The 19,643-nt window shown below is 66.0% G+C and carries 17 protein-coding genes; 13 read left to right on the forward strand and 4 right to left on the reverse strand.

The features are described from left to right. From ABWP92_RS09675 to ABWP92_RS09685, 3 genes are all read right to left on the reverse strand, one after another. Positions 1 to 576, reverse strand: a complete 576-nt coding sequence (locus ABWP92_RS09675) for a TlpA family protein disulfide reductase (protein ID WP_353235166.1) — start codon at positions 574 to 576, stop codon at positions 1 to 3. Between the two features lie 5 nt (positions 577 to 581). Beyond that, positions 582 to 1,682 carry a transglutaminase-like domain-containing protein gene (locus ABWP92_RS09680; protein ID WP_353235167.1) on the reverse strand — a complete coding sequence of 367 codons (1,101 nt, stop codon included), beginning with the start codon at positions 1,680 to 1,682 and terminating at the stop codon, positions 582 to 584. 201 nt (positions 1,683 to 1,883) lie between these two features. Continuing rightward, positions 1,884 to 2,864, reverse strand: coding sequence for a LysR family transcriptional regulator (locus tag ABWP92_RS09685; protein WP_502907497.1), 981 nt, complete (start codon positions 2,862 to 2,864; stop codon positions 1,884 to 1,886). 146 nt (positions 2,865 to 3,010) lie between these two features. On the opposite strand from ABWP92_RS09685, the gene aptA reads away from it, so the two are divergent. Further along, on the forward strand, positions 3,011 to 4,375 hold the full coding sequence (gene aptA / locus ABWP92_RS09690; protein WP_353235168.1) for an omega-aminotransferase AptA: 1,365 nt from the start codon (positions 3,011 to 3,013) through the stop codon (positions 4,373 to 4,375). 88 nt (positions 4,376 to 4,463) lie between these two features. Next, a complete protein-coding gene (locus tag ABWP92_RS09695; protein WP_353235169.1) occupies positions 4,464 to 5,981 on the forward strand; it encodes a CoA-acylating methylmalonate-semialdehyde dehydrogenase in 1,518 nt (505 codons plus the stop codon). A 327-nt stretch (positions 5,982 to 6,308) separates the two neighbouring features. Here ABWP92_RS09695 and ABWP92_RS09700 read toward each other — a convergent pair whose 3' ends face one another. Beyond that, entirely contained in the window at positions 6,309 to 7,166 is an 858-nt protein-coding gene (locus ABWP92_RS09700; RefSeq protein WP_353235170.1) for a FadR/GntR family transcriptional regulator, read from the reverse strand. 251 nt (positions 7,167 to 7,417) lie between these two features. Between ABWP92_RS09700 and ABWP92_RS09705 the strand changes: the two genes are divergently transcribed. The 11 genes from ABWP92_RS09705 to ABWP92_RS09755 form a co-directional block, all read left to right on the forward strand. After that, positions 7,418 to 8,620, forward strand: a complete 1,203-nt coding sequence (locus tag ABWP92_RS09705) for an ABC transporter substrate-binding protein (protein ID WP_353235171.1) — start codon at positions 7,418 to 7,420, stop codon at positions 8,618 to 8,620. A 185-nt stretch (positions 8,621 to 8,805) separates the two neighbouring features. Then, the gene (locus tag ABWP92_RS09710) at positions 8,806 to 9,666 is read left to right on the forward strand and encodes a branched-chain amino acid ABC transporter permease (protein ID WP_353235172.1); all 861 of its coding nucleotides are present in this window, start codon (positions 8,806 to 8,808) and stop codon (positions 9,664 to 9,666) included. A gap of 25 nt (positions 9,667 to 9,691) precedes the next feature. Continuing rightward, positions 9,692 to 10,696, forward strand: coding sequence for a branched-chain amino acid ABC transporter permease (locus ABWP92_RS09715; RefSeq protein ID WP_353235173.1), 1,005 nt, complete (start codon positions 9,692 to 9,694; stop codon positions 10,694 to 10,696). Then, positions 10,693 to 11,478, forward strand: coding sequence for an ABC transporter ATP-binding protein (locus tag ABWP92_RS09720; RefSeq protein WP_353235174.1), 786 nt, complete (start codon positions 10,693 to 10,695; stop codon positions 11,476 to 11,478). Before ABWP92_RS09715 ends, ABWP92_RS09720 begins: the two co-directional genes overlap by 4 nt. Continuing rightward, the gene (locus tag ABWP92_RS09725; protein ID WP_353235175.1) at positions 11,475 to 12,185 is read left to right on the forward strand and encodes an ABC transporter ATP-binding protein; all 711 of its coding nucleotides are present in this window, start codon (positions 11,475 to 11,477) and stop codon (positions 12,183 to 12,185) included. Before ABWP92_RS09720 ends, ABWP92_RS09725 begins: the two co-directional genes overlap by 4 nt. A 29-nt stretch (positions 12,186 to 12,214) precedes the next feature. After that, a complete protein-coding gene (locus ABWP92_RS09730; protein WP_353235176.1) occupies positions 12,215 to 13,705 on the forward strand; it encodes a M81 family metallopeptidase in 1,491 nt (496 codons plus the stop codon). Positions 13,706 to 13,840: 135 nt separating this feature from the next. Further along, entirely contained in the window at positions 13,841 to 14,833 is a 993-nt protein-coding gene (locus tag ABWP92_RS09735; RefSeq protein WP_353235177.1) for a BMP family protein, read from the forward strand. Further along, positions 14,833 to 16,398: an ABC transporter ATP-binding protein gene (locus ABWP92_RS09740; RefSeq protein WP_353235178.1), complete on the forward strand. Its 1,566-nt coding sequence runs from the start codon at positions 14,833 to 14,835 to the stop codon at positions 16,396 to 16,398. The genes ABWP92_RS09735 and ABWP92_RS09740 overlap by 1 nt, the downstream gene beginning before the upstream one ends. Next, entirely contained in the window at positions 16,395 to 17,462 is a 1,068-nt protein-coding gene (locus ABWP92_RS09745) for an ABC transporter permease (protein WP_353235179.1), read from the forward strand. The genes ABWP92_RS09740 and ABWP92_RS09745 overlap by 4 nt, the downstream gene beginning before the upstream one ends. Beyond that, on the forward strand, positions 17,462 to 18,388 hold the full coding sequence (locus ABWP92_RS09750) for an ABC transporter permease (RefSeq protein ID WP_353235180.1): 927 nt from the start codon (positions 17,462 to 17,464) through the stop codon (positions 18,386 to 18,388). The genes ABWP92_RS09745 and ABWP92_RS09750 overlap by 1 nt, the downstream gene beginning before the upstream one ends. 1 nt (position 18,389) lies before the next feature. Beyond that, positions 18,390 to 19,643, forward strand: a 1,254-nt coding sequence (locus ABWP92_RS09755) for an amidohydrolase family protein (RefSeq protein ID WP_353235181.1), incomplete at its 3' end; no start/stop codon positions are given.

Genomic DNA, 19,643 nt, shown 5'->3' on the forward strand with positions numbered 1-19,643 from the left:
TCAGGCCCCCAGGACCTGCTGCAGCTTGGACTGCGCATCCCATTCGGTCCAGTCGATCTCGCCCACGTGCCAGAAGCGCACGCTGCCCTTCGCATCCAGGATGAAGCTGGTGGGCAGCGCGTAGGCGCTCCAGGCCTTCATCTGCGTCTGGCTGCGGTCGAGCAGCACTTCGCCGTTGAACGGCACGGCCTTGAGGAATTGCTGGATGCGCGCGGGCATTTCGCCGTGGTTCACGGCGAGCACGCGCAGGCCCTTGTCGCTGTACAGATCCATCAGCATGTTGAACGCCGGCATCTCCAGCCGGCATGGGCCGCAATAGGATGCCCAGTAGTTCAGGATCAGCGGCTTGCCTATGTAGTCCTGCAGCGTGACCTTGCGGCCGTCCAGGGTCTGCGCGGCAAGCGCCGGTGTCGCGCCTTTTTTCCAGGGCTGCAGCTTGCCGCCGCTGGCTTGCCTGGCGTCCTCGGGCTGCACCGCATGGCTGGCGGTGGCCGCGAGGCCGCTGGCGATGCAGGCCAGCGCGCCCAGTTGGCGCAGACAGGTCCTGCGTTCGGTGGAGGGCGCGTGGCGCGTCATGGCGATCAGGCCAGCTTGCGCGAGGCGATGCTGTAGGTGAAGTTGGCGGGATCGAGGCTGTCCAGGCGCCCGTTGGCGGTTTCGCCTTGCGGGTACATCAGAAAACCCTCCACGCGGTCCGAGCCCGGCAGGCGCACGTCGGATGCCGTGTTGTAGGCCATCCAGTTGCCTTCCCATGCGCCGAACAGCAGTGCCTTGGCGGCCCGCACCTTGGGCGCATCCTTGGGAAGACCTCCGGGCTGCTCTTCGAGCATGACCTTGGCGACGTCTGCCGGATCGACGGGAATCCAGCCGTAGCCATCGGCGTAGAACTGCGCGCGGCAGTGCTGCGCCTTGGTGATGTCGCCGCTCTTGCCCAGGCTCCTGAAGCCGCGCGAAGAGTCTTCGACGCGCACGCCATACACGTCGCGCGCCGGCACGCCCACCGCCCGGGCCAGCGCAGAGAACAGGCCATTCAGGTCGGCGCATTTGCCCGACAGGTTGCCCGAGGTGAGCGTGTAGCTCACGTCGCCGGTGCCGCAGCCCGCCACGTCCGGATTGCGCCTGGCGTTGGCCACGATCCATTCGTAGATCGCGCGGGCCTTGCCGATGTTGTCCTTGGGGTGGCCGGCGTCGGCCTGGATCTTGTCCGCCGTGTCCTTGACGATGCCGTGCAGCGGCGCCAGCGACGTGGGCTTCAGGTATTGGCGCAGCGCCGATGCCGGCAACTTGCGGGCAGAACCGCCATGGCCGAGGTCGGCGGAGATGTCGCGTGTGGCGATACGGCTTGTGAATTCCACGGCCTGCGGCGCGTTGGCGTCGGCCCATTCCACGGCGATCATGCGCACATCGCTGCCGGGCAGCGCGAGCAGTTCCGCCTTCCTCGCGCCCGGCGCGTTGAAGCTCAGGTCCAGCGTGTGCTGGTAGTTCTCCAGATGGAGGATCGGCACCGGGATCCACACGCGGGCATGCGGCGTCTTCTCGGACACCTGCACGCGGGATGTGATTTCATACTGGCGCCAGCCCTTGAGCTCCTCTTCGGAAAGCGCGGGGGCGGCCAGCACATGCTGAAACGAACCGGCCGAGGCGGCCAATGTGGACAAGGCGAGGAAGTGGCGGCGCTGCATGGACATCGTTGGCTTTCGCAAAGGGTGGAGGAAATGGCTGGCCCTTGCGAACGCTGCTGCGACGGGTTGCTGCCGGCCATCCTCATCCGGCGGGGATGGCAAGCATGGATATCTCGACACTGCAGGACCTGCAAGAGCGCCGCCATGGTATCACCCATGGTTTCCCCTGTTCGGGCCAGCGGCTTTGCACCGCCGGCACGCTCAGGCATGTGCCTGCACCAGGCATCCGGTGAACGCCGCCGCCGCGCGGCTGGGCTGCGGCGACTTGCGCGCCAGGCTCACGAAATCGCAGTAGTAATTGAGCAGCTGCGGCTGGATCGCCTGCATCAGGCCCTGGAATTCAAAGTGCTGGGCGTAATGGTCCGGCAGGAATCCCAGGTAGCGGCCCGAGAGAATCAGCGTGGCGATCGACTCCTGGTCAAACCCCGTGGCCGCGCGAGAGAGCCGCGCCTGATGGGTCAGCTCCATGTTGGGCGAGTGGTATCCCAGGCCGGCAAATGGATAGCCGCGCACCGCATCCCAGTCCAGCGCCGCGTGGTCCGCGCCGAACAGCGGATGGCGCGCGCCGCAGTAAAGCTGCATGGTCTCGCCGAAGAGCCGGTGATAGACCAGGCTGTGCGAACTGCGGTGCGTGGGAATGATGCCGACCTGGAAGGTGCCATCCATCACGCCGCGCTCGATCTCGTTGATCGAGCCCACGTGCAGTTGCAGGTGCACGTCGGGCGCCAGTTCGTTGAACGCGCCGATCGCGTCGCCGATGCGCGCCGCCGGATTGCTGGCGGTCTTGTCGAACACCGCCACCGCCAGTTGCCCGCCCATGCGTGCATGGATGTCGTCGATGCTGTCGCGGAATCCGCGCACCGAAGCCAGCAGGCGCAGCGTCTCCTCGTAGACGCGCTGCCCCTCCGCCGTGAGCGCGAACCCCGCGCGGCCCCGGCGGCACAGCGTGAGCCCCAGCCGCATCTCCAGATCCTTCACGTGGCGGCTCACCGTGCTGGCGCCGATGTTGAGCTCCAGCTCCGCCGCCGACATGCCGCCGCACTCCACCACGGCCTTGAACACCTGGAGCAGCCGCAGATCCATGTCGCTGAGCTGGCCCAGAACGGCGCGGTTGCGCGCGGCTGGCGGGGGCTGTCCGGCCCTGGAAACCGGCTTGCCGGGGAGTGATTTTTTTACTTGCATAAACTCTCAAGTAAACAGTGATATTGCGCTATTTACCGGATTATCTACCCCATCAACAATGCTCGAACGCCCTCTTGTGCAATCCCGCGCAATTCGGCTCTTTTCCCTTTCCGATCCACGTCCTGTTCCAACCCGCCGGAGGCCCCATGAGCTTCACCACCATCGACAATCCCGCAAGCGCCAGCAACGCAGTCCGCACCGACGCCGCATGGCTCGACGCGCATTGGATGCCGTTTACCGCAAACCGCCATTTCAAGGCCAACCCGCGCATGGTCGTGGGCGCCGAAGGCGCCTATCTGCATGACGACAAGGGCCGCAAGATCTTCGACGGACTGTCCGGCCTGTGGTGCACCGGCCTCGGCCACGGCCGCCGCGAAATCGCCGAAGCCATCGGCAAAGCCGCCCAGCAGCTCGACTACGCGCCGGCCTTCCAGTTCGGCCATCCCGCCTCGTTTGCGCTGGCCAACAAGATCAAGGACCTGACGCCCGAGGGCCTGGACTACGTGTTCTTCACCGGCTCCGGCTCCGAGGCCGCCGACACATCGCTCAAGATGGCCCGCGCCTACTGGCGCACCAGGGGCCAGGGCAGCAAGACCGTGCTGATCGGCCGTGAAAAGGGCTACCACGGCGTGAACTTCGGCGGCATCTCGGTGGGCGGCATCGGCGGCAATCGCAAGATGTACGGCCAGGGCATCGCCGCCGACCACATGCCGCATACGCAGCCGCCAGCCGGAACTTTCCAGAAGGGAATGGCCGACGAAGGCGGACGCGCGCTGGCAGACCGGCTGCTGGACATCATCGCCCTGCATGATGCGAGCAACGTGGCGGCGGTGATCATCGAGCCGTTCGCCGGTTCCGCTGGCGTGGTGATCCCGCCCAAGGGCTATCTGCAGCGCATCCGCGAAATCTGCACGCAGAACAACATCCTGCTGATTTTCGATGAGGTCATCACCGGCTTTGGCCGCTGCGGCGCGATGACCGGCTCCGATGCGTTCGGCGTGGTCCCAGACATCATGAACTTCGCCAAGCAGGTCACCAACGGCGCACAGCCGCTGGGCGGCTGCGTCGCCAGCAAGGAGATCTACGACACCTTCATGGCCGCCGGCGGCCCCGAGTACATGCTCGAATTCGCGCACGGCTACACCTACTCGGCGCACCCGATCGCCTGCGCCGCCGGCGTGGCCGCGCTCGACCTGCTCGAAAAGGAAGACGGCCCCGGCCGCGTCAAGGCGCTGGCCCCTTATTTCGAGAGCGCCGTGCACAGCCTCAAGGGCACCAGGCACATCGCCGACATCCGCAACTACGGACTGGCCGCCGGCCTGTCGATCGAGCATGCGCCGGGCGAGCCCGCCAGGCGCCCCTATGAGATCGCCATGAAGATGTGGGAGCTGGGCTTTTACGTGCGCTACGGCGCCGACACCATCCAGCTCGCGCCGCCGTTCATCAGCGAGCGCGCGGAAATCGACCGCCTGATCAACGCCCTGGGCGAGACGATCCAGTCCATCGCCTGACAGGGCTGGTCCCGCACCGCTTTTTTCACCGAGCCGCCGCCATCGCTCCCGGCGGCGGCTTCACCTTTTCCCGGATTTCCAAGACACCATGAACAACGACAAGAACGTCACCTCCACCGTCGGCCACTTCATCGACGGCAAGACCGTCGCCGACACCGCGCGCACGCAGCCGGTCTTCAACCCCGCCACCGGCCAATCGACCACCAGCGTGGCGCTGGCAAGCAAGGCGACCGTTGAAGACGCCATCGCATCGGCTGAAAAGGCATACCCCGCCTGGCGCAACACCCCTCCTCTCAAGCGCGCGCGCGTCATGAGCCGGCTGAAGACACTGCTGGAAGACAACGCCGACAGGATCGCGCAACTCATCACCGCCGAACACGGCAAGGTGCTCGCCGACGCGCATGGCGAACTGCAGCGCGGCATCGAGAACGTGGAATACGCAAGCTACGCGCCCCAATTGCTCAAGGGCGAGCACAGCCGCAACGTGGGCCCCGGCATCGACAGCTGGAGCGAATTCCAGGCGCTGGGCGTCACCGCAGGCATCACGCCGTTCAACTTTCCCGCGATGGTGCCGCTGTGGATGTGGCCCATGGCGGTCGCCTGCGGCAACACCTTCGTGCTCAAGCCATCCGAACGCGACCCGTCGAGCACCCTGCTCATCGCGCAGCTCGCGCTGGAAGCCGGCCTGCCGCCGGGCGTGCTCAACGTGGTCAACGGCGACAAGGTGACGGTCGACACGCTGCTGCAGGACCCGCGCGTGAAGGCTGTGAGCTTCGTCGGATCGACCCCGATCGCCGAATACATCTACGCCGAAGGCTGCAAGCACGGCAAGCGCGTGCAGGCGCTCGGCGGCGCGAAAAACCACGCCATCGTCATGCCCGATGCCGATATCGACAACGCGGTGAAGGCGCTGATGGGCGCGGCCTATGGCAGTTGCGGCGAACGCTGCATGGCCATCCCGCTGGTCGTGGCCATCGGCGACGAAACAGCCGACAAGGTGATTGAAAGCCTGAAGGTCGAGATCGCCCGCATGAAGGTCGGCCCAGGCACCGACAACGGCAACGACATGGGCCCGCTGATCACCCGCCAGCATTTCGAGAAAGTGAAGGGCTACGTGGATGCGGGCGTTGCCGAAGGCGCCACGCTGGTCGTGGACGGACGCGGCATGAAGGTGCCCGGCCATGAAGACGGCTACTTCCTCGGCGCCAGCCTGTTCGACAACGTCAAGCCCGGCATGAAGATCTACCAGGAAGAAATCTTCGGCCCGGTGCTAGGCGTGGTGCGCGCCGGCAACCTGCAGGAAGCCATGAAGCTGATCGACGACCACGAGTACGGCAACGGCACCTGCATCTTCACGCGCGACGGCGAAGCCGCCCGCTACTTCACCGACCACATCCAGGTCGGCATGGTGGGCGTGAACGTGCCCCTGCCCGTGCCGGTGGCCTATCACTCGTTCGGCGGCTGGAAGCGCTCGCTGTTCGGAGACCTGCACGCCTATGGCCCCGATGCCGTACGCTTCTACACCAAGCGCAAGACGATCACACAGCGCTGGCCGTCGGCTGGTGTGCGTGAAGGCACGGTGTTCAGCTTCCCCAGCAGCAAGTAAGCTGCTCAAGGGCGCCCCAATCATCTCCCGAAGTCGGGAGATGACCCCGCACGAGCGAAGCAAAGTGCCGCCCCCACCTCCCCCTCACTGACTTGCGGCGGTTGCCCGAGCGCAGCGCGCCAGCGCGAAGCGAGTTCCGCCGCAGGTATTCAAAAACGCATTTTTGGTGACTTTTTGGGCAAGACCAAAAAGTTACTGCGCCGCCGGGCGCACTCCCGGCCCCGGAAAGCAACCCCACAACAAGCTTTCCTTAACCACACCCCCACCACCAGTCACCAAAACAACAAAAATAGAAAACACAGCCCCCCACAAAGCCAAGCAGAAAACTCAGGAAGTCTGACGCCCCTTCCCACGCCCCGCCTTCGCAGGCGCCTCCCGAGCCTCGACGGCCATGGACACCCGCGGGCTACGCAGCGAATCGGCATCGAGAATCAGCCGCCCCTGGATGCGCCCCTTCATGCGCTTGACCGCATGGGTGGCATCCTGCATGTGCCGCGTCATCAGCGCATGCACGCTCTGCGCGTCGCGCGCCCGCGCGGCGGCAACGATCTCGCGGTGGTAGCTGGCGTTCTCCTCGCCGAAGCGCCGGTGCTCGGTCTGCGGCGTGCGGTTGCCGAAGACGATGAGCTGGCGGATCATCTCGTTGATCAGCTCGCAGGTGAAACGCAGAAACGGGTTGGGATTGGCTGCCGCCAGGATGTCGTGGAAGTTCACGTCCTCGCGCCGCTGCATGATCAGGTCATGTCCGCTGGAAGCGGGGTCGCAGCAGCTGATGCTGTGCTCCAGCGCCTCGAAATCCTCCTCGGTGAGATGCGCGACCGCGCCGGCCGCCAGCTCGGGTTCGAGCAGCATGCGCACGGCGTAGATGTTGTCTATGGTGACCTCTTTGAAAAACAAATAGTTCTGCAGGAACTGCAGCGTGCGATCGAGCGGCACCTCCACGATCGTGCCGCCGCCCGAGGGGCCGGTCGATATGGTGACCAGGCCCTGCACCTCCAACGACTTCAGCGCCTCCCGGATCGTGCCCTTGCTGACTTCGAACTGCGCCTGCAGCTCGCTCTCGCGCGGCAGCCGGTCACCGGGGCTGAGGTTCTTCTCGGTGATCATGCGCTTGATTTCCTGGGCGACGAGATCGGAGCGCTTGAGCGGCCGGATCGCCAGCGGTGAAGTCTTCTTTGTTGCCATTTCGAAGTGGTATTGCGGACACCAAACATGCGTCATGCGGTAATGCGCGGGCGCTCACGTGCCTGGTGCAGTATGCACCGCGAACGGGACCCATCACCATTCTCTAGGGTTTGTACGCGTCATATTTGTTCTATTTGTCACTATAAATAGGAACCGAGGAGCGCCGATGGCCGGTTGGACCCTGGCACGCATCGTGCTCCGATAACAAAGCAGGCCGGCAAGGCCTCGATTTCAACCTGGAGACCACGCTCATGCAACGTCGCAATTTCCTGCAGCTTTCCGCTCTCGGCGCATTGCCGGGTTCCCTCGGCCTGGCTCACAGCGCATGGGCGCAGGCCAAGGACGCCATCCAGTTCGGCTGCCCCGTGCCGATGTCCGGCGCTTTCGCCGCCAACGGCAAGTTCGCCGATCTGGGCATGAAGCTCGCCATCGAGCAATACGGCAAGGCATTGGACCGTCCGCTCGCCTATACGCTGCTCGACACGGAAGGCAAGCCCGCCACCGCGATCCGCAAGGTGCAGGACGCCTCGCAGCAAGGCGCGAAGTTCTTCGCGGGCGGCATCCTGTCCTCGGAGGCGCTGGCCATGGGCAAGGAAGTGGAGAAGGCCGGCGGCATCTTCATCACGACCGCGGGCGCCGACGAGATCACCGGCAAGGATTGCAACAGCGCCACCTTCCGCTGGTCCGTTCCCACATTCGGCGCGATCGAACAGACCGTGCGCCCGCTGCTGGAGTCGCTGCCCAAGGCCAAGCGCGTCTACACCATCACGCCGCAATACGTGTTCGGCGACGGCCTGCTCACCGCAGCGAAGAACATCTTCAAGGAAAAGGGCATCGAGCACGTGGGCAACAGCTACCACTCGCTCACGGAAAAGGAATTCAGCGGCTATCTCACCAACGCCATCGCCGCCAAGCCCGACGTGTTGCTGATCCTGAATTTCGGCCAGCAGTCATCGGACACGCTGCGCCAGGCCGTGAGCTTCGGCATGAACAAGAACATGACCATCCTGATCGCCTGGGCGTCGGGGCTCGAGCAGTTCGAATCGCTGGGCGCGGACCTGTGCGACGGCGTGTATTTCGGCGCGCAATACTGGCACACGGTGGATGCGCCGCTGAACCTGGATCTGGTCAAGCGCACCAATGACAAGCTCAAGTTCAACCCGAACTACAGCCTCGCCGGCTCGTACATCTGCACCAAGCTGATGATCGACGCCATCATCAAGGCGGGAACGGTCGACCAGAAGGCCGTCATCGCCGCAATGGAAGGAATGAAATACCAGGGAATCACAGGGGAGGAAGAAGTGCGCAAGGCCGACCACCAGGTACTGAAGAACTATTACCTGCTCAAGGGAAAGGCCAAGTCGAAAATGAAGAACAAGGACGATTACGCCGACATCGTGAGCTCGGGTAAATCGTTCCTGCCGGTGGACCAGACCGGCTGCAAGATGGGCTGATTGCGCAGGCGTGCCCGCGTGCGTCCGGCGCATGCGGGCATTCCACCCGATCGGACCCGCGCTCTCTTGCCGTGGCGTCCTTCACGGCAGTCGCCGCGGCGGCGCGTGAAGGACTGACGCCACCGGCGCCGCCCAACGACCAACCAGCGAAGCCGCCGCGCTTCGTGTGCACAAAGCAAAACCCCATGAGCATTTACCTGCTTCAGACGATCAACGGGATCGGCATCGGAATGCTGTACTTCCTGTTGGCCGTGGGTCTGTCCATCGTCTTCGGCCTGCTGCGCTTCGTGAACTTCGCGCATGGCACCTTCTACCTGCTCGGCGCCTACTTCTGCTATCAGATGACCCAGTGGGGCCTGGGCTTCTGGCTGTCGCTGCTGGTCGTGCCGTTCGCGGTGGGGGCCATCGGCTGGCTGACGGAAAAGCTCGTCCTGCGCCATGTCTACGCCAAGCCGCACGAGTTCCACATCCTGATCACCGTGGGCTTCGCGCTGGCGGTCCAGGAGGTGGTGATCATGATCTGGGGCCCGCTGGGCGACAGCGTGGCCGTGCCCGACCTGCTCAACGGCGTGGTCATGTGGGGCAGCTTCGTCTATCCGAAATACCGCCTCTTCGTGATCGGCTTCACCGCCGTTCTGGCCGTCATCATCTGGTACGTGCTCGAGGGCACGCGGCTTGGCAGCGTGGTGCGAGCGGGCAGTGAATCGACGGAAATGGTCTCGCTGCTGGGCATGAACGTATTCGGCATCTTCAGCCTGGTGTTCGGCCTGGGCGTGGGCCTTGCCGCGCTGGCGGGCGTGCTGGCCGCGCCGATCCGCGGAGTGAGCCCCTTCATGGGCGTGGAGGCGCTGGGCGTGGCCTTCGTCGTGGTGGTGGTGGGTGGCCTGGGCAGCTTCAGCGGCGCCCTGGTGGGCGGCCTGCTGATCGGCATCGTGCAGAGCCTGATGAGCACGATCTGGCCCGAGGGCGCGAGCCTGATGATCTACGTGGCGATGGCGGCCGTGCTGCTGCTGCGTCCCAATGGCCTGCTGGGCCGTGCGGTTTGAGGCGAGAGGCACAGGAAGCTCCACCATGTCCAGACATATCCAATTCCTGATTGCGCTGGTGATCGTCATCATCATGCCGTTGTTCATGAAGTCCGGCTCGCTGGCCAGCGAGGTGCTGATCTACGGCCTTGCCGCCATGGGCTGCAATCTGCTGCTCGGCTACACGGGCCTGCTGTCGTTCGGCCAGGGCGTGTTCTTCGGCCTGGGCAGCTATACGCTGGGCATTTTGCTCACGCGCCTGCCCATTCCCATGCCGGTGGCGCTGGCTGGCGCCGTGCTGATGGGGGCCGTGGGCGCGGCCCTCGTGGGATGGGTGGCGATCCGCCAGCGGGGCACCTATTTCGTGATGCTGACGCTTGCCTTCGCGCAGATGTTCTACTTCCTGGCCTACAGCCTGCCGGGACTGACGGGCGGCGACAACGGGCTGATGGACATTCCGCGCACGTCCCTTGCCGTGGCGGGGCAGACCATCGTGCCGCTTGCCACGCCGTGGCAGTACTACGGCTTCGTGGCGGTGATCTTCCTGGTCGTGTACTGGCTGTTGAGCCGCGTGAGCGACTCGATTTTCGGGCGCACCTTGCTGGCCGTGCGCGACAACGAGGAGCGCGCCGCCGCCGTCGGCTACAACCTGCGCCTGCTCAAGCTCCAGGCGTTCGTGATCTCCGGCGCCGTGACGGGCCTGGCCGGCGCGCTGCATGCGCTGATGACCGGCATCGCGCCATTGTCCAACGCCGAATACCACACCAGCGAGATGATTCTGGTGATGACCGTCATCGGCGGCACCGGCAATCTGCTGGCGTCGTTGTTCGGCGCGGCATTCTATGTGCTGCTCGGCGACTGGCTGTCCACGCTGTGGCCGCGCTGGCTGCTGATTCTGGGCGTGGTGCTGATGGTGGTCAGCCTGGGGCTGCAGGGCGGCCTGTGGGGCCTGTTCCAGAAGCTGTGGAGCCTCGCCCGCGGACAAAGGGGCCATGACAAGAGCAGCGGCAACGCAGCGGACGGCGCCAAGGCGAAAGGAGGCCACGCATGAGCAGCGCGAGCACACAAAGCCCGGTACTGCTGGAAGCCGTCGGCGTGGAAAAGCGCTATGACAAGTTCGTGGCCCTGGGCGGCGTCGATCTCAAGGTGCGCGCCAATACGGTGCATTCGGTGATCGGCCCGAACGGCGCGGGCAAGACCACGCTGTTTCACATGCTCACGGGCACCAAGGCGGTGAGCGGCGGCAGGATCGTCTTCGACGGTCATGACGTGACGCGCGAGCCCGATCACGTTCGCGTGCGCCGCGGCATGGCGCGCTCGTTCCAGGTCACCAGTCTGTTCCTCACGCTGCCCGTGCGCGAAAACCTGCGGCTGGCCGCGCAAGGCGTTTGCCCGTCGCAGGCGCTCAATTGCTGGCGCGCGCCCGCGGGCAGGCTGTCCAGCGCCGAAACCGTCGCCAACGTGCTCTGCAGGATCGGCATGGAGCGTTTTGCCGACACGCCCGCGGGCAATCTCTCGCACGGCCAGCAGCGGCGGCTGGAGGTTGGCATGGCGCTTGCCGCCAGGCCCAAGGCGATCTTCCTGGACGAGCCGACCTCGGGCATGGGCATCGACGACCTGGACGAGATGAAGCGCCTGATCCAGGGCCTCAGGGACGAGCACACCGTGGTCCTCATCGAGCACAACATGAACATCGTCATGGACATCTCCGACACCATCACCGTGATGCAGCAGGGCCGCGTTCTGGCGCAGGGGCTGCCCGACGAGATCCGCAATGACGACCGGGTGCGCAAGGCGTACCTGGGCAACATGATCACCGGAGGCAAGGCATGAGCGCACCGATTCTCCAGGTGGAGGACATCCACGCGCACTACGGCAAGAGCCACGTGCTGCAAGGCGTTTCGCTGCATGTGGGGGACGGCGAACTGGTCACGCTGCTCGGCCGCAATGGCGCGGGCAAGACCACCACGCTCAAATGCATCGCGGGCGCCATGCTGCCCTCGCGGGGGCAGATCCGGTTTGATGGAGCGGTGACCAGCCGGCTCGCCACGCATCTGGTGGCGCAGCGCGGCATCTGCCTGGTGCCCGAGCATCGCGGCATCTTCAAGCTGCTCACCGTGGAAGAAAACCTGATGCTGGGCCACCGCAGGAATTCGCCCTGGCAGCTCGGCGACATCTACCAGATCTTTCCGCGCCTGCGCGAGCGCCGCACCAATGGCGGCGGCCAGCTCTCGGGCGGCGAGCAGCAGATGCTGGCGATCGGCCGCGCGCTGATGAACGCGCCCAGGCTGCTGATGCTCGACGAGCCGGTCGAAGGACTCGCGCCGGTGATCGTCGAGGAGATCGTCGCGCAGCTCAAGGTCATCAAGGCCGCGGGTGTCTCCATCCTGCTGGTGGAGCAGAACCTGGAGGTCTGCACGCAACTGGCGGATCGCCACTACATCATCGAGCAGGGAGCGATCGCGCATGAGGCGACGAACAGCGAGTTCCTCGCGGACGACGCGGTCAAGGACCGCTACCTTGGCGTGGGCATAGATTGAATAGAGAGATGGCACCGGAGTTTGTTGCGATGAGTACCCCGAAGAAGAAGTTCCTGATTGCGCGCCTGAACCACGAGACCAACACCTTCTCGCCGGTTCCCACGCCCATCGAGGCTTTTGCCCCCACCTACGGCGCCGACGCATATCGCGCCAACAAAGGCATGCGCACCGCGATGGCGGCCTTCATCGACCTTGCCGAGGCGGAAGGCGCCGAGCTGGTCACGCCCGTATCGGCCATGGCGAACCCGAGCGGCCCGGTGCATGCCGCCGCCTACGACGAGCTCACGCGCCGCATCGTCGATGCGGCCGCCGGCTGCGATGCCATCCTGCTCGACCTGCATGGCGCGATGGTGGCCGAGAACAGCGATGACGGCGAAGGCGACCTGCTGGAGCGCGTTCGCGCCGCGGCGCCGGGCGTTCCGCTGGGCGTGGCGCTCGATCTGCACGGCAACATCACCGAAAAGATGGTGCGCAACGCCGACGTGATCGTGGGCTTCAAGACCTACCCGCACATCGACATGTACGAGACCGGCGACCACGCGGGCCGCCTGCTGCTGCGGATGTGGCGCGGCCAGGCCCGGTACGAGGTCATCTGGAAGCCGCTGCCGCTCATGAGCCACACGCTGCGCAGCACCACCCTGAACGGACCGATGAAGCAAGCGTGCGAACGCGCCAGGGAAATGGAAAAGCTGGGGCTCGCCGCGGTCACCGTGTTTGGCGGGTTCTCGCTGGCCAACATCCCCGCGCCATGCATGAGCGTGGTCGCCACCGTCGAGCAAGGCACCGCCGCGGTGCAGCAGGCCACGATCGACGCGTTCGCTGGCGACATGATCTGGCGGCGCCGCAGCGAGTTCGTCTACGACAGCGAGCCGCTTCAAGCATCGCTCGCTCGCGCGATGCAGCTGGCCGGGACGGCACAGGGCAAGCCGGTGCTGCTGCTCGACCATGGCGACAACTGCATGTCCGGCGGCACCTGCGACACCATGGACGTGCTGCAGACCGCGCTCTCGCTGGGCATGGACGGCATCGCGGTCGGGCCGCTGTGCGACCCCGAGGCCGTCGCGCAGATGTTCGCGGCCGGCGAAGGCTCCATGATCGACATCGCGCTCGGCAACAAGCGCTCGCTCGCGCACCTGGGCATGCACAAGACGCCGCTGGCCTTGCGCGGCACCGTGCGCCGGCTCGGCGACGGCAGGTATGTCGTTTCAGGCCCCATCTACAACGGCATGGAGTGCCACATGGGCCGCACGGCGCTGCTGGACATCGGGGATGCGCAAATCGTGGTGACCGAGCAGACGCACGAGCCCTGGGACCTGGGCGTGTTCCATTGCGTCGGCATCGATCCGGCCAAGGCACGTTACTTGCTTTTGAAATCGCGCATGTATTGCAGGCCCGTCTTCGTGCCTCTTTCCGCGGGACTGGTGGAATGCGACAGCCCGGGCGTGACCACGTCGGACTACTCGCGCTTTGCATTCGACCGGGTGAAACGGCCCGTCTACCCCTTGGACAGAAATATATAAGCGTTTCGCCTTATACATTTCCGTCATGGGATCAACGGAATTCATTGGCCTCCAGGCCCGCCTGGAATAGAGCACGGAATAATTGAGGGTTTGCCCAGATTTTTCATCTTTCTATTCGCTGAAAGGAAGTGCCCGATGAAGTCCCTCTCCCGCCGAACCACACTGGCCGCCGCAGGCCTTGCCGCCCTCGCCAGCCTGGCAGGCAGCCCTGTTTTCGCGGCGGAAAAGCTCAAGGTCGCCGGTATCTATACCGTGCCTTTCGAGCAGCAATGGGTCAGCCGGATTCATCTGGCGCTGAAGGCGGCCGAGGCGCGCGGGGAGATCGAATACAAGGCCACGGAGAACGTGGCCAACCCCGACTATGAGCGCGTGATGCGCGAGTACGCCAACGGCGGCGCGCAGCTCATCTTCGGCGAAGTGTTCGGCGTGGAAGCCGCTGCGCGCAAGGTCGCCAGGGACTTCCCGAAGATCGCCATCGTGGCCGGCTCCTCGGGCAAGCCCGTCGCGCCCAATTTCAGCGTGTTCGACAACTACATCCAGGAGCCGAGCTATCTGTCGGGCATGATCGCCGGCGGCATGACCAAGTCCAACAAGATCGGCCTGGTCGGCGGCTTTCCCATCCCCGAGGTGAACCGCCTGATGAATGCGTTCATGGATGGCGCGCGCGCGGTGAACCCGAAGGTGAGCTTCAGCATCACCTTCATCAACAGCTGGTTCGACCCGCCCAAGGCCAAGGAGGCCGCTTTCGCCATGGTGGACAAGGGCGCGGACATCCTGTACGCCGAGCGCTTCGGCGTGAGCGATGCCGCCAAGGAGCGCAAGGTGCTGGCCATCGGCAACGTGATCAACACGCAGGAGCAATACCCGGACACGGTGGTCGCAACCGCGCTGTGGAACATGCAGCCCACCGTGGACGAAGCGATCAGGCAAGTCAAGGCGGGCACGTTCAAGGCCGCTGATTTCGGCCCCTATTCGATGATGAAGCACAACGGCTCCTCGCTCGCGCCGCTGGGCACGTTCGAGGGCAAGGTTCCCGCCGACCTGAAGAAGAAGGTGGCTGACAGGCAGGCCGAGATCCTGGCGGGCAAGTTCACCGTGAAGGTCAACGACGCGCAGCCCAGGCCCTGATGCAGCAGGCAGCAAAGACCGGCGCGAACGGCAGCCCCGCGCCGGTGCTGGAACTCAGCCACATCACCAAGCGCTTCGGCTCCCTGACGGCCAATGACGACATCTCGCTGACGCTGGGCGCGGGCGAGGTGCTGGCGCTTCTGGGCGAGAACGGCGCGGGTAAATCCACGCTGATGGCGATCCTGTTCGGCCACTACGTGGCGGATGAAGGCGGCATCCGCGTGCATGGGCAGGCGCTGCCGCCGGGCAATCCGCGCGCCTCGCTGGCGGCCGGCATCGGCATGGTGCACCAGCACTTCGCATTGGCCGACAACCTCAGCGTGCTCGACAACGTGATGCTGGGCAGCGAGCCTCTGCGCTCGCTGCGATCGAACCGGGCTGCGGCGCGCGAGAAGCTCGTGGAGGTATCCCGCCGGTTCGGACTGGCGGCCGATCCCGACGCCAAGGTGGCCGCGCTGAGCGTGGGCGAGCGCCAGCGCGTGGAAATCCTCAAGGCGCTGTACCGCGGCGCGCGCATTCTGATCCTCGACGAGCCGACCGCCGTGCTCACGCCGCAGGAAAGCGAGGCGCTGTTCGACACGCTCGCGCAGATGGTCGCGCAGGGCCTGTCGATCATCTTCATCAGCCACAAGCTGGCGGAAGTGCTGCGCGTGTCGCACCGCATCGCGGTGCTGCGCCACGGCAGGCTGGTCGCGCAGATGCCCAGCGCCGGCGCCACGCAGGCCGGCCTGGCGTCCGCCATGGTGGGCCGCAGCGTGCAGGCCGGAGAGCGGCGCCCCGCCACACGGCGCGGCAATGTGGTCTGCCAGCTCGACGGCGTGCACACGCCGCCCGGACGCGACGCGCTGCGCGGCGCGTCGCTGGAAATAGCGGCGGGCGAGATCGTGGCCGTGGCCGGTGTCTCCGGCAACGGGCAGGTCGCGCTCGCGGGCGTTCTCAGCGGCATGGAACCGGTCATGCAGGGGCGAGCCCTGCTGCACGGCAAGCCGCTGCCCGCGCAACCGGCGCAACTGGTGGCGCAAGGCGTGGCGCGCATCCCCGAGGACCGGCATGGCACGGGGGTGGTGGGCGATCTGCCGGTCTGGGAAAACGCGGTCTCCGAGTATCTGCACCAGCCGGGCGGCGCGCTCAAGCGCTGGGGATTCGTGCGGCGCGCGGCGGCGCGCCTGAAGGCGCAAAAGACCAGCGAGGATTTCGACGTGCGCGGCGGCGGCCCGGATGCGCTCGCGCGCTCGCTCTCGGGCGGCAACATGCAGAAGCTGGTGCTCGGACGCGCGCTCAGCGCATCGGATGGAGCAGCGGCGCCGGTCCTGATCGTTGCCCACCAGCCCACATGGGGACTGGACATCGGCGCGGTCAACTATGTGCAGCAGAAGCTGCTGGCCGCGCGCGACGCGGGCGCGGCGGTGCTGCTGATTTCGGACGATCTGGATGAAGTGATGCTCATGGGCGACCGCATCGCCGTGATGCACGAAGGCCGTCTCACACCCGCGCGTGATGCCGGAGCATGGACGCGCCAGGGCATCGGGCTGGCCATGGCAGGAGTGGCAGAGGTTCCGGCATGAGATTGGAAAAAAGACAGGCGCTGTCACGTTCGGCGCTGGTGATCGCGCCGCTGTGCGCACTGGCCGCAACCTTGCTGGCTGCCGCGCTGCTCGTGATGTGGGCCGGCAAACCCGTGGGAGCGACATTCGCGCTGCTGGTCCAGGGCGGCTTCGGCTCCAGGTTCGCCTGGAGCGAAACGCTCACGCGCGCGATTCCGCTGATCCTCACCGGCCTGGCGGTGGCCGTGGCGTTCCGCGCGCGGCTCTTCAACATCGGCGCGGAAGGCCAGCTCTACGCGGGCGCGCTGGCGGCCGTCGCCGTGGGCGGCATGCACGGCGGCACGGGGCTGGACTGGCCCGCTCCCATGCTGTTCGTGCTGATGATGCTGGCCGCGGCGCTCGCCGGCGCGCTCATGCTGCTGGGACCGGCGCTGCTCAAGGCCCGGCTGGGCGTTGACGAAGTGGTGACCACGCTGCTGCTGAACTTCATCGTCGCGCTGGCGGTATCCGCGCTGCTCGACGGCCCCATGAAGGACCCGATGGCGCTCGGCTGGCCTCAGACCGTGGCGCTGCAGCCCGATCTTGAACTCTCGCGCCTGCTCGAAGGCACGCGCCTGCACACCGGCCTCATCTGGGCCGTGGCGCTGGCCGTGGCGCTGTGGCTGCTGCTCGAGCGCACGGTGCCGGGCTTCGACATCCGCGCCACGGGCGCCAACCCCAAGGCCGCGAAGTTCGCGGGCGTGAACACGCTGCGCACCATGGTGATGACCGCGCTGATTTCCGGCGGGGTCGCCGGGCTGGCGGGAGCGATCGAAGTCGCGGGCCGCGCGAGCTACGTGACGCTGGATCTCTCGCCGGGCTATGGCTATACCGGCATCGTGATCGCGATGCTGGCGGGCCTGAGGCCGCTGGGCGTGCTGGCCTCTGCCGTTCTCGTGGCGGGCATCCAGGTGGGCGCGGACAGCATGAGCCGCACCGTGGGCGTTCCCACCTACATCGCCGACGTGATCGTCGCGGCGGCTCTCATCGCGGTGCTGATCGCCTCACTCATGACGCAGTACCGCATTCAATGGAGGGCCCGCTGATGCAGGAACTCATGGACACCCTGGCCAGCCTGCCGTTCTGGGTCGCCGTGCTGCGCGTGGCAACGCCTCTCATCCTGGGCACGCTCGGCGTGCTGATGTGCGAACGCGCCGGCGTGCTCAACCTGGGCATCGAAGGCATCATGGTGGCGGGCGCCTTTGCCGGCTGGTTCACCGTCTACAGCGGCCATGGCCTGTGGGCCGGCGTGCTGGCCGCCATGCTGGCGGGCGGATTGTTTGGATTGCTGCACGCGTTCCTCACCGTGGGCCTGGCCCTCTCGCAGCACGTGTGCGGCCTGGGCATCACCATGCTGGCGACCGCCCTGTCCTACTATGCCTATCGTGTGAAATTCCCCAAGGTCGATACACCTCCCACCATCGAGCCCTTCGCGGCCATGGACTGGCTGCCGGTGCCGGTGCTGAATGCGCAGACGCCGCTCACGCTGGTTGCGCTGCTGCTGGTGCCGGTGCTGTACTGGGTGCTGATGCGCACGCCGCTGGGCCTGGCCATCCGCATGGTGGGCGAGAGCCCGCAGGCGGCCGAGAGCCAGGGGATCAACGTCGTCTGGGTGCGCACCGGCGCGATCGTGGCGGGTTCCGCCATCATGGGGCTGGCGGGTGCGTTCCTGACGCTGTCCGCCTTCAACGCGTTCTTCTTCAACATGATCAACGGACGCGGCTGGATCTGCGTGGCCCTGGTGGTATTTGCATCATGGCGTCCCGGCAAGGCGCTGCTGGGCGCGCTGCTGTTTGCCTTTTTCGATGCGCTTCAGCTGCGGCTGCAGCAGGGCGCAGGCGGCGCACTCGTGCCGTATCAGGTCTACCTGATGCTGCCCTACGTGCTGTCGATCCTGGCGCTGGTGGTGATGGCGCGCCGCGCCAGCTACCCGCAGGCACTGATGAAACCATATCGCAAGGGAGAGCGTTGACATGCTGGATCTGATCGTGCGCCACTGCACATTGCCCGATGGGCGGCAAGACATCGACATCGGCGTGCAGGCCGGTCGCATCGTGGCCGTGCAGCCCGCGCTCGCCGCGCAGGCGGCGCAGGAAACCGACGCCGAGGGCATGCTGGTCACGCCGCCGTTCGTGGATGCGCACTTCCACATGGACTCCACGCTGAGCTACGGCCTGCCGCGCGTGAACGAAAGCGGCACGCTGCTCGAAGGCATCGCCCTATGGGGCGAGCTCAAGCCGCTGCTCACGCAGGACGCCATCGTCGAGCGCGCGCTCGCCTACTGCGACTGGGCGGCGGCGCGCGGCCTGCTCGCCATCCGCAGCCACGTGGACGTCTGCGACCCGCGCCTGCTCGCAACGGAGGCGCTGCTGCACGTGCGCGAACGCGTCAAGCCCTATATCGACCTGCAACTCGTCGCCTTCCCGCAGGACGGCGTGCTGCGCGCCAAAGGCGCCAAGAACAACCTGGTCCGCGCACTCGACATGGGCGTGGACGTGGTCGGCGGCATCCCGCATTTCGAGCGCACCATGGGCGAAGGCGCCGAAAGCGTGCGCTGGCTGTGCGAACTCGCCGCCGAACGCGGCCTGCGCTTGGACCTGCATTGCGACGAAAGCGACGACCCCCTGAGCCGCCACATCGAAAGCCTGGCGTTCGAAACCCAGCGCCTGGGACTGCATGGCCGCGTGAACGGCTCGCATCTCACCTCCATGCACAGCATGGACAACTACTACGTCTCCAAGCTGCTGCCGCTGATGCGCGAGGCGGGCGTCTCGGCCATTGCCAACCCGCTCATCAACATCACGCTGCAAGGCCGCCACGACACCTATCCCAAACGCCGCGGCATGACCCGCGTGCCCGAAATGCTGGCCGCCGGCATAGCCGTCGCCTTCGGCCAGGACTGCTGCATGGACCCGTGGTACAGCCTGGGCAGCGGCGACATGCTGGAAGTGGCGCACATGGGCCTGCATGTGGCACAGATGACCAGCCAGAACGCCATGCGCCAATGCTTCGACGCAGTGACCACCACGCCCGCCCGGATCATGGGGCTGGAGGACTACGGCCTGGAAGTGGGCTGCCACGCCGACATGGTGCTGCTGCAGGCACGATCCGCGCCAGAGGCCATCCGCCTGCGCTCCGCGCGCCTCAAGGTCTGGAAACGCGGAGCCTTGATCGCCTCCACACCCAAGGCCGACGCCACCCTGAACCTGCCGGGACGCCCCGCCAGC

The sequence above is a fragment of the Diaphorobacter ruginosibacter genome, from assembly GCF_040396215.1.
Taxonomy (GTDB): domain Bacteria; phylum Pseudomonadota; class Gammaproteobacteria; order Burkholderiales; family Burkholderiaceae_C; genus Diaphorobacter_A; species Diaphorobacter_A ruginosibacter_A.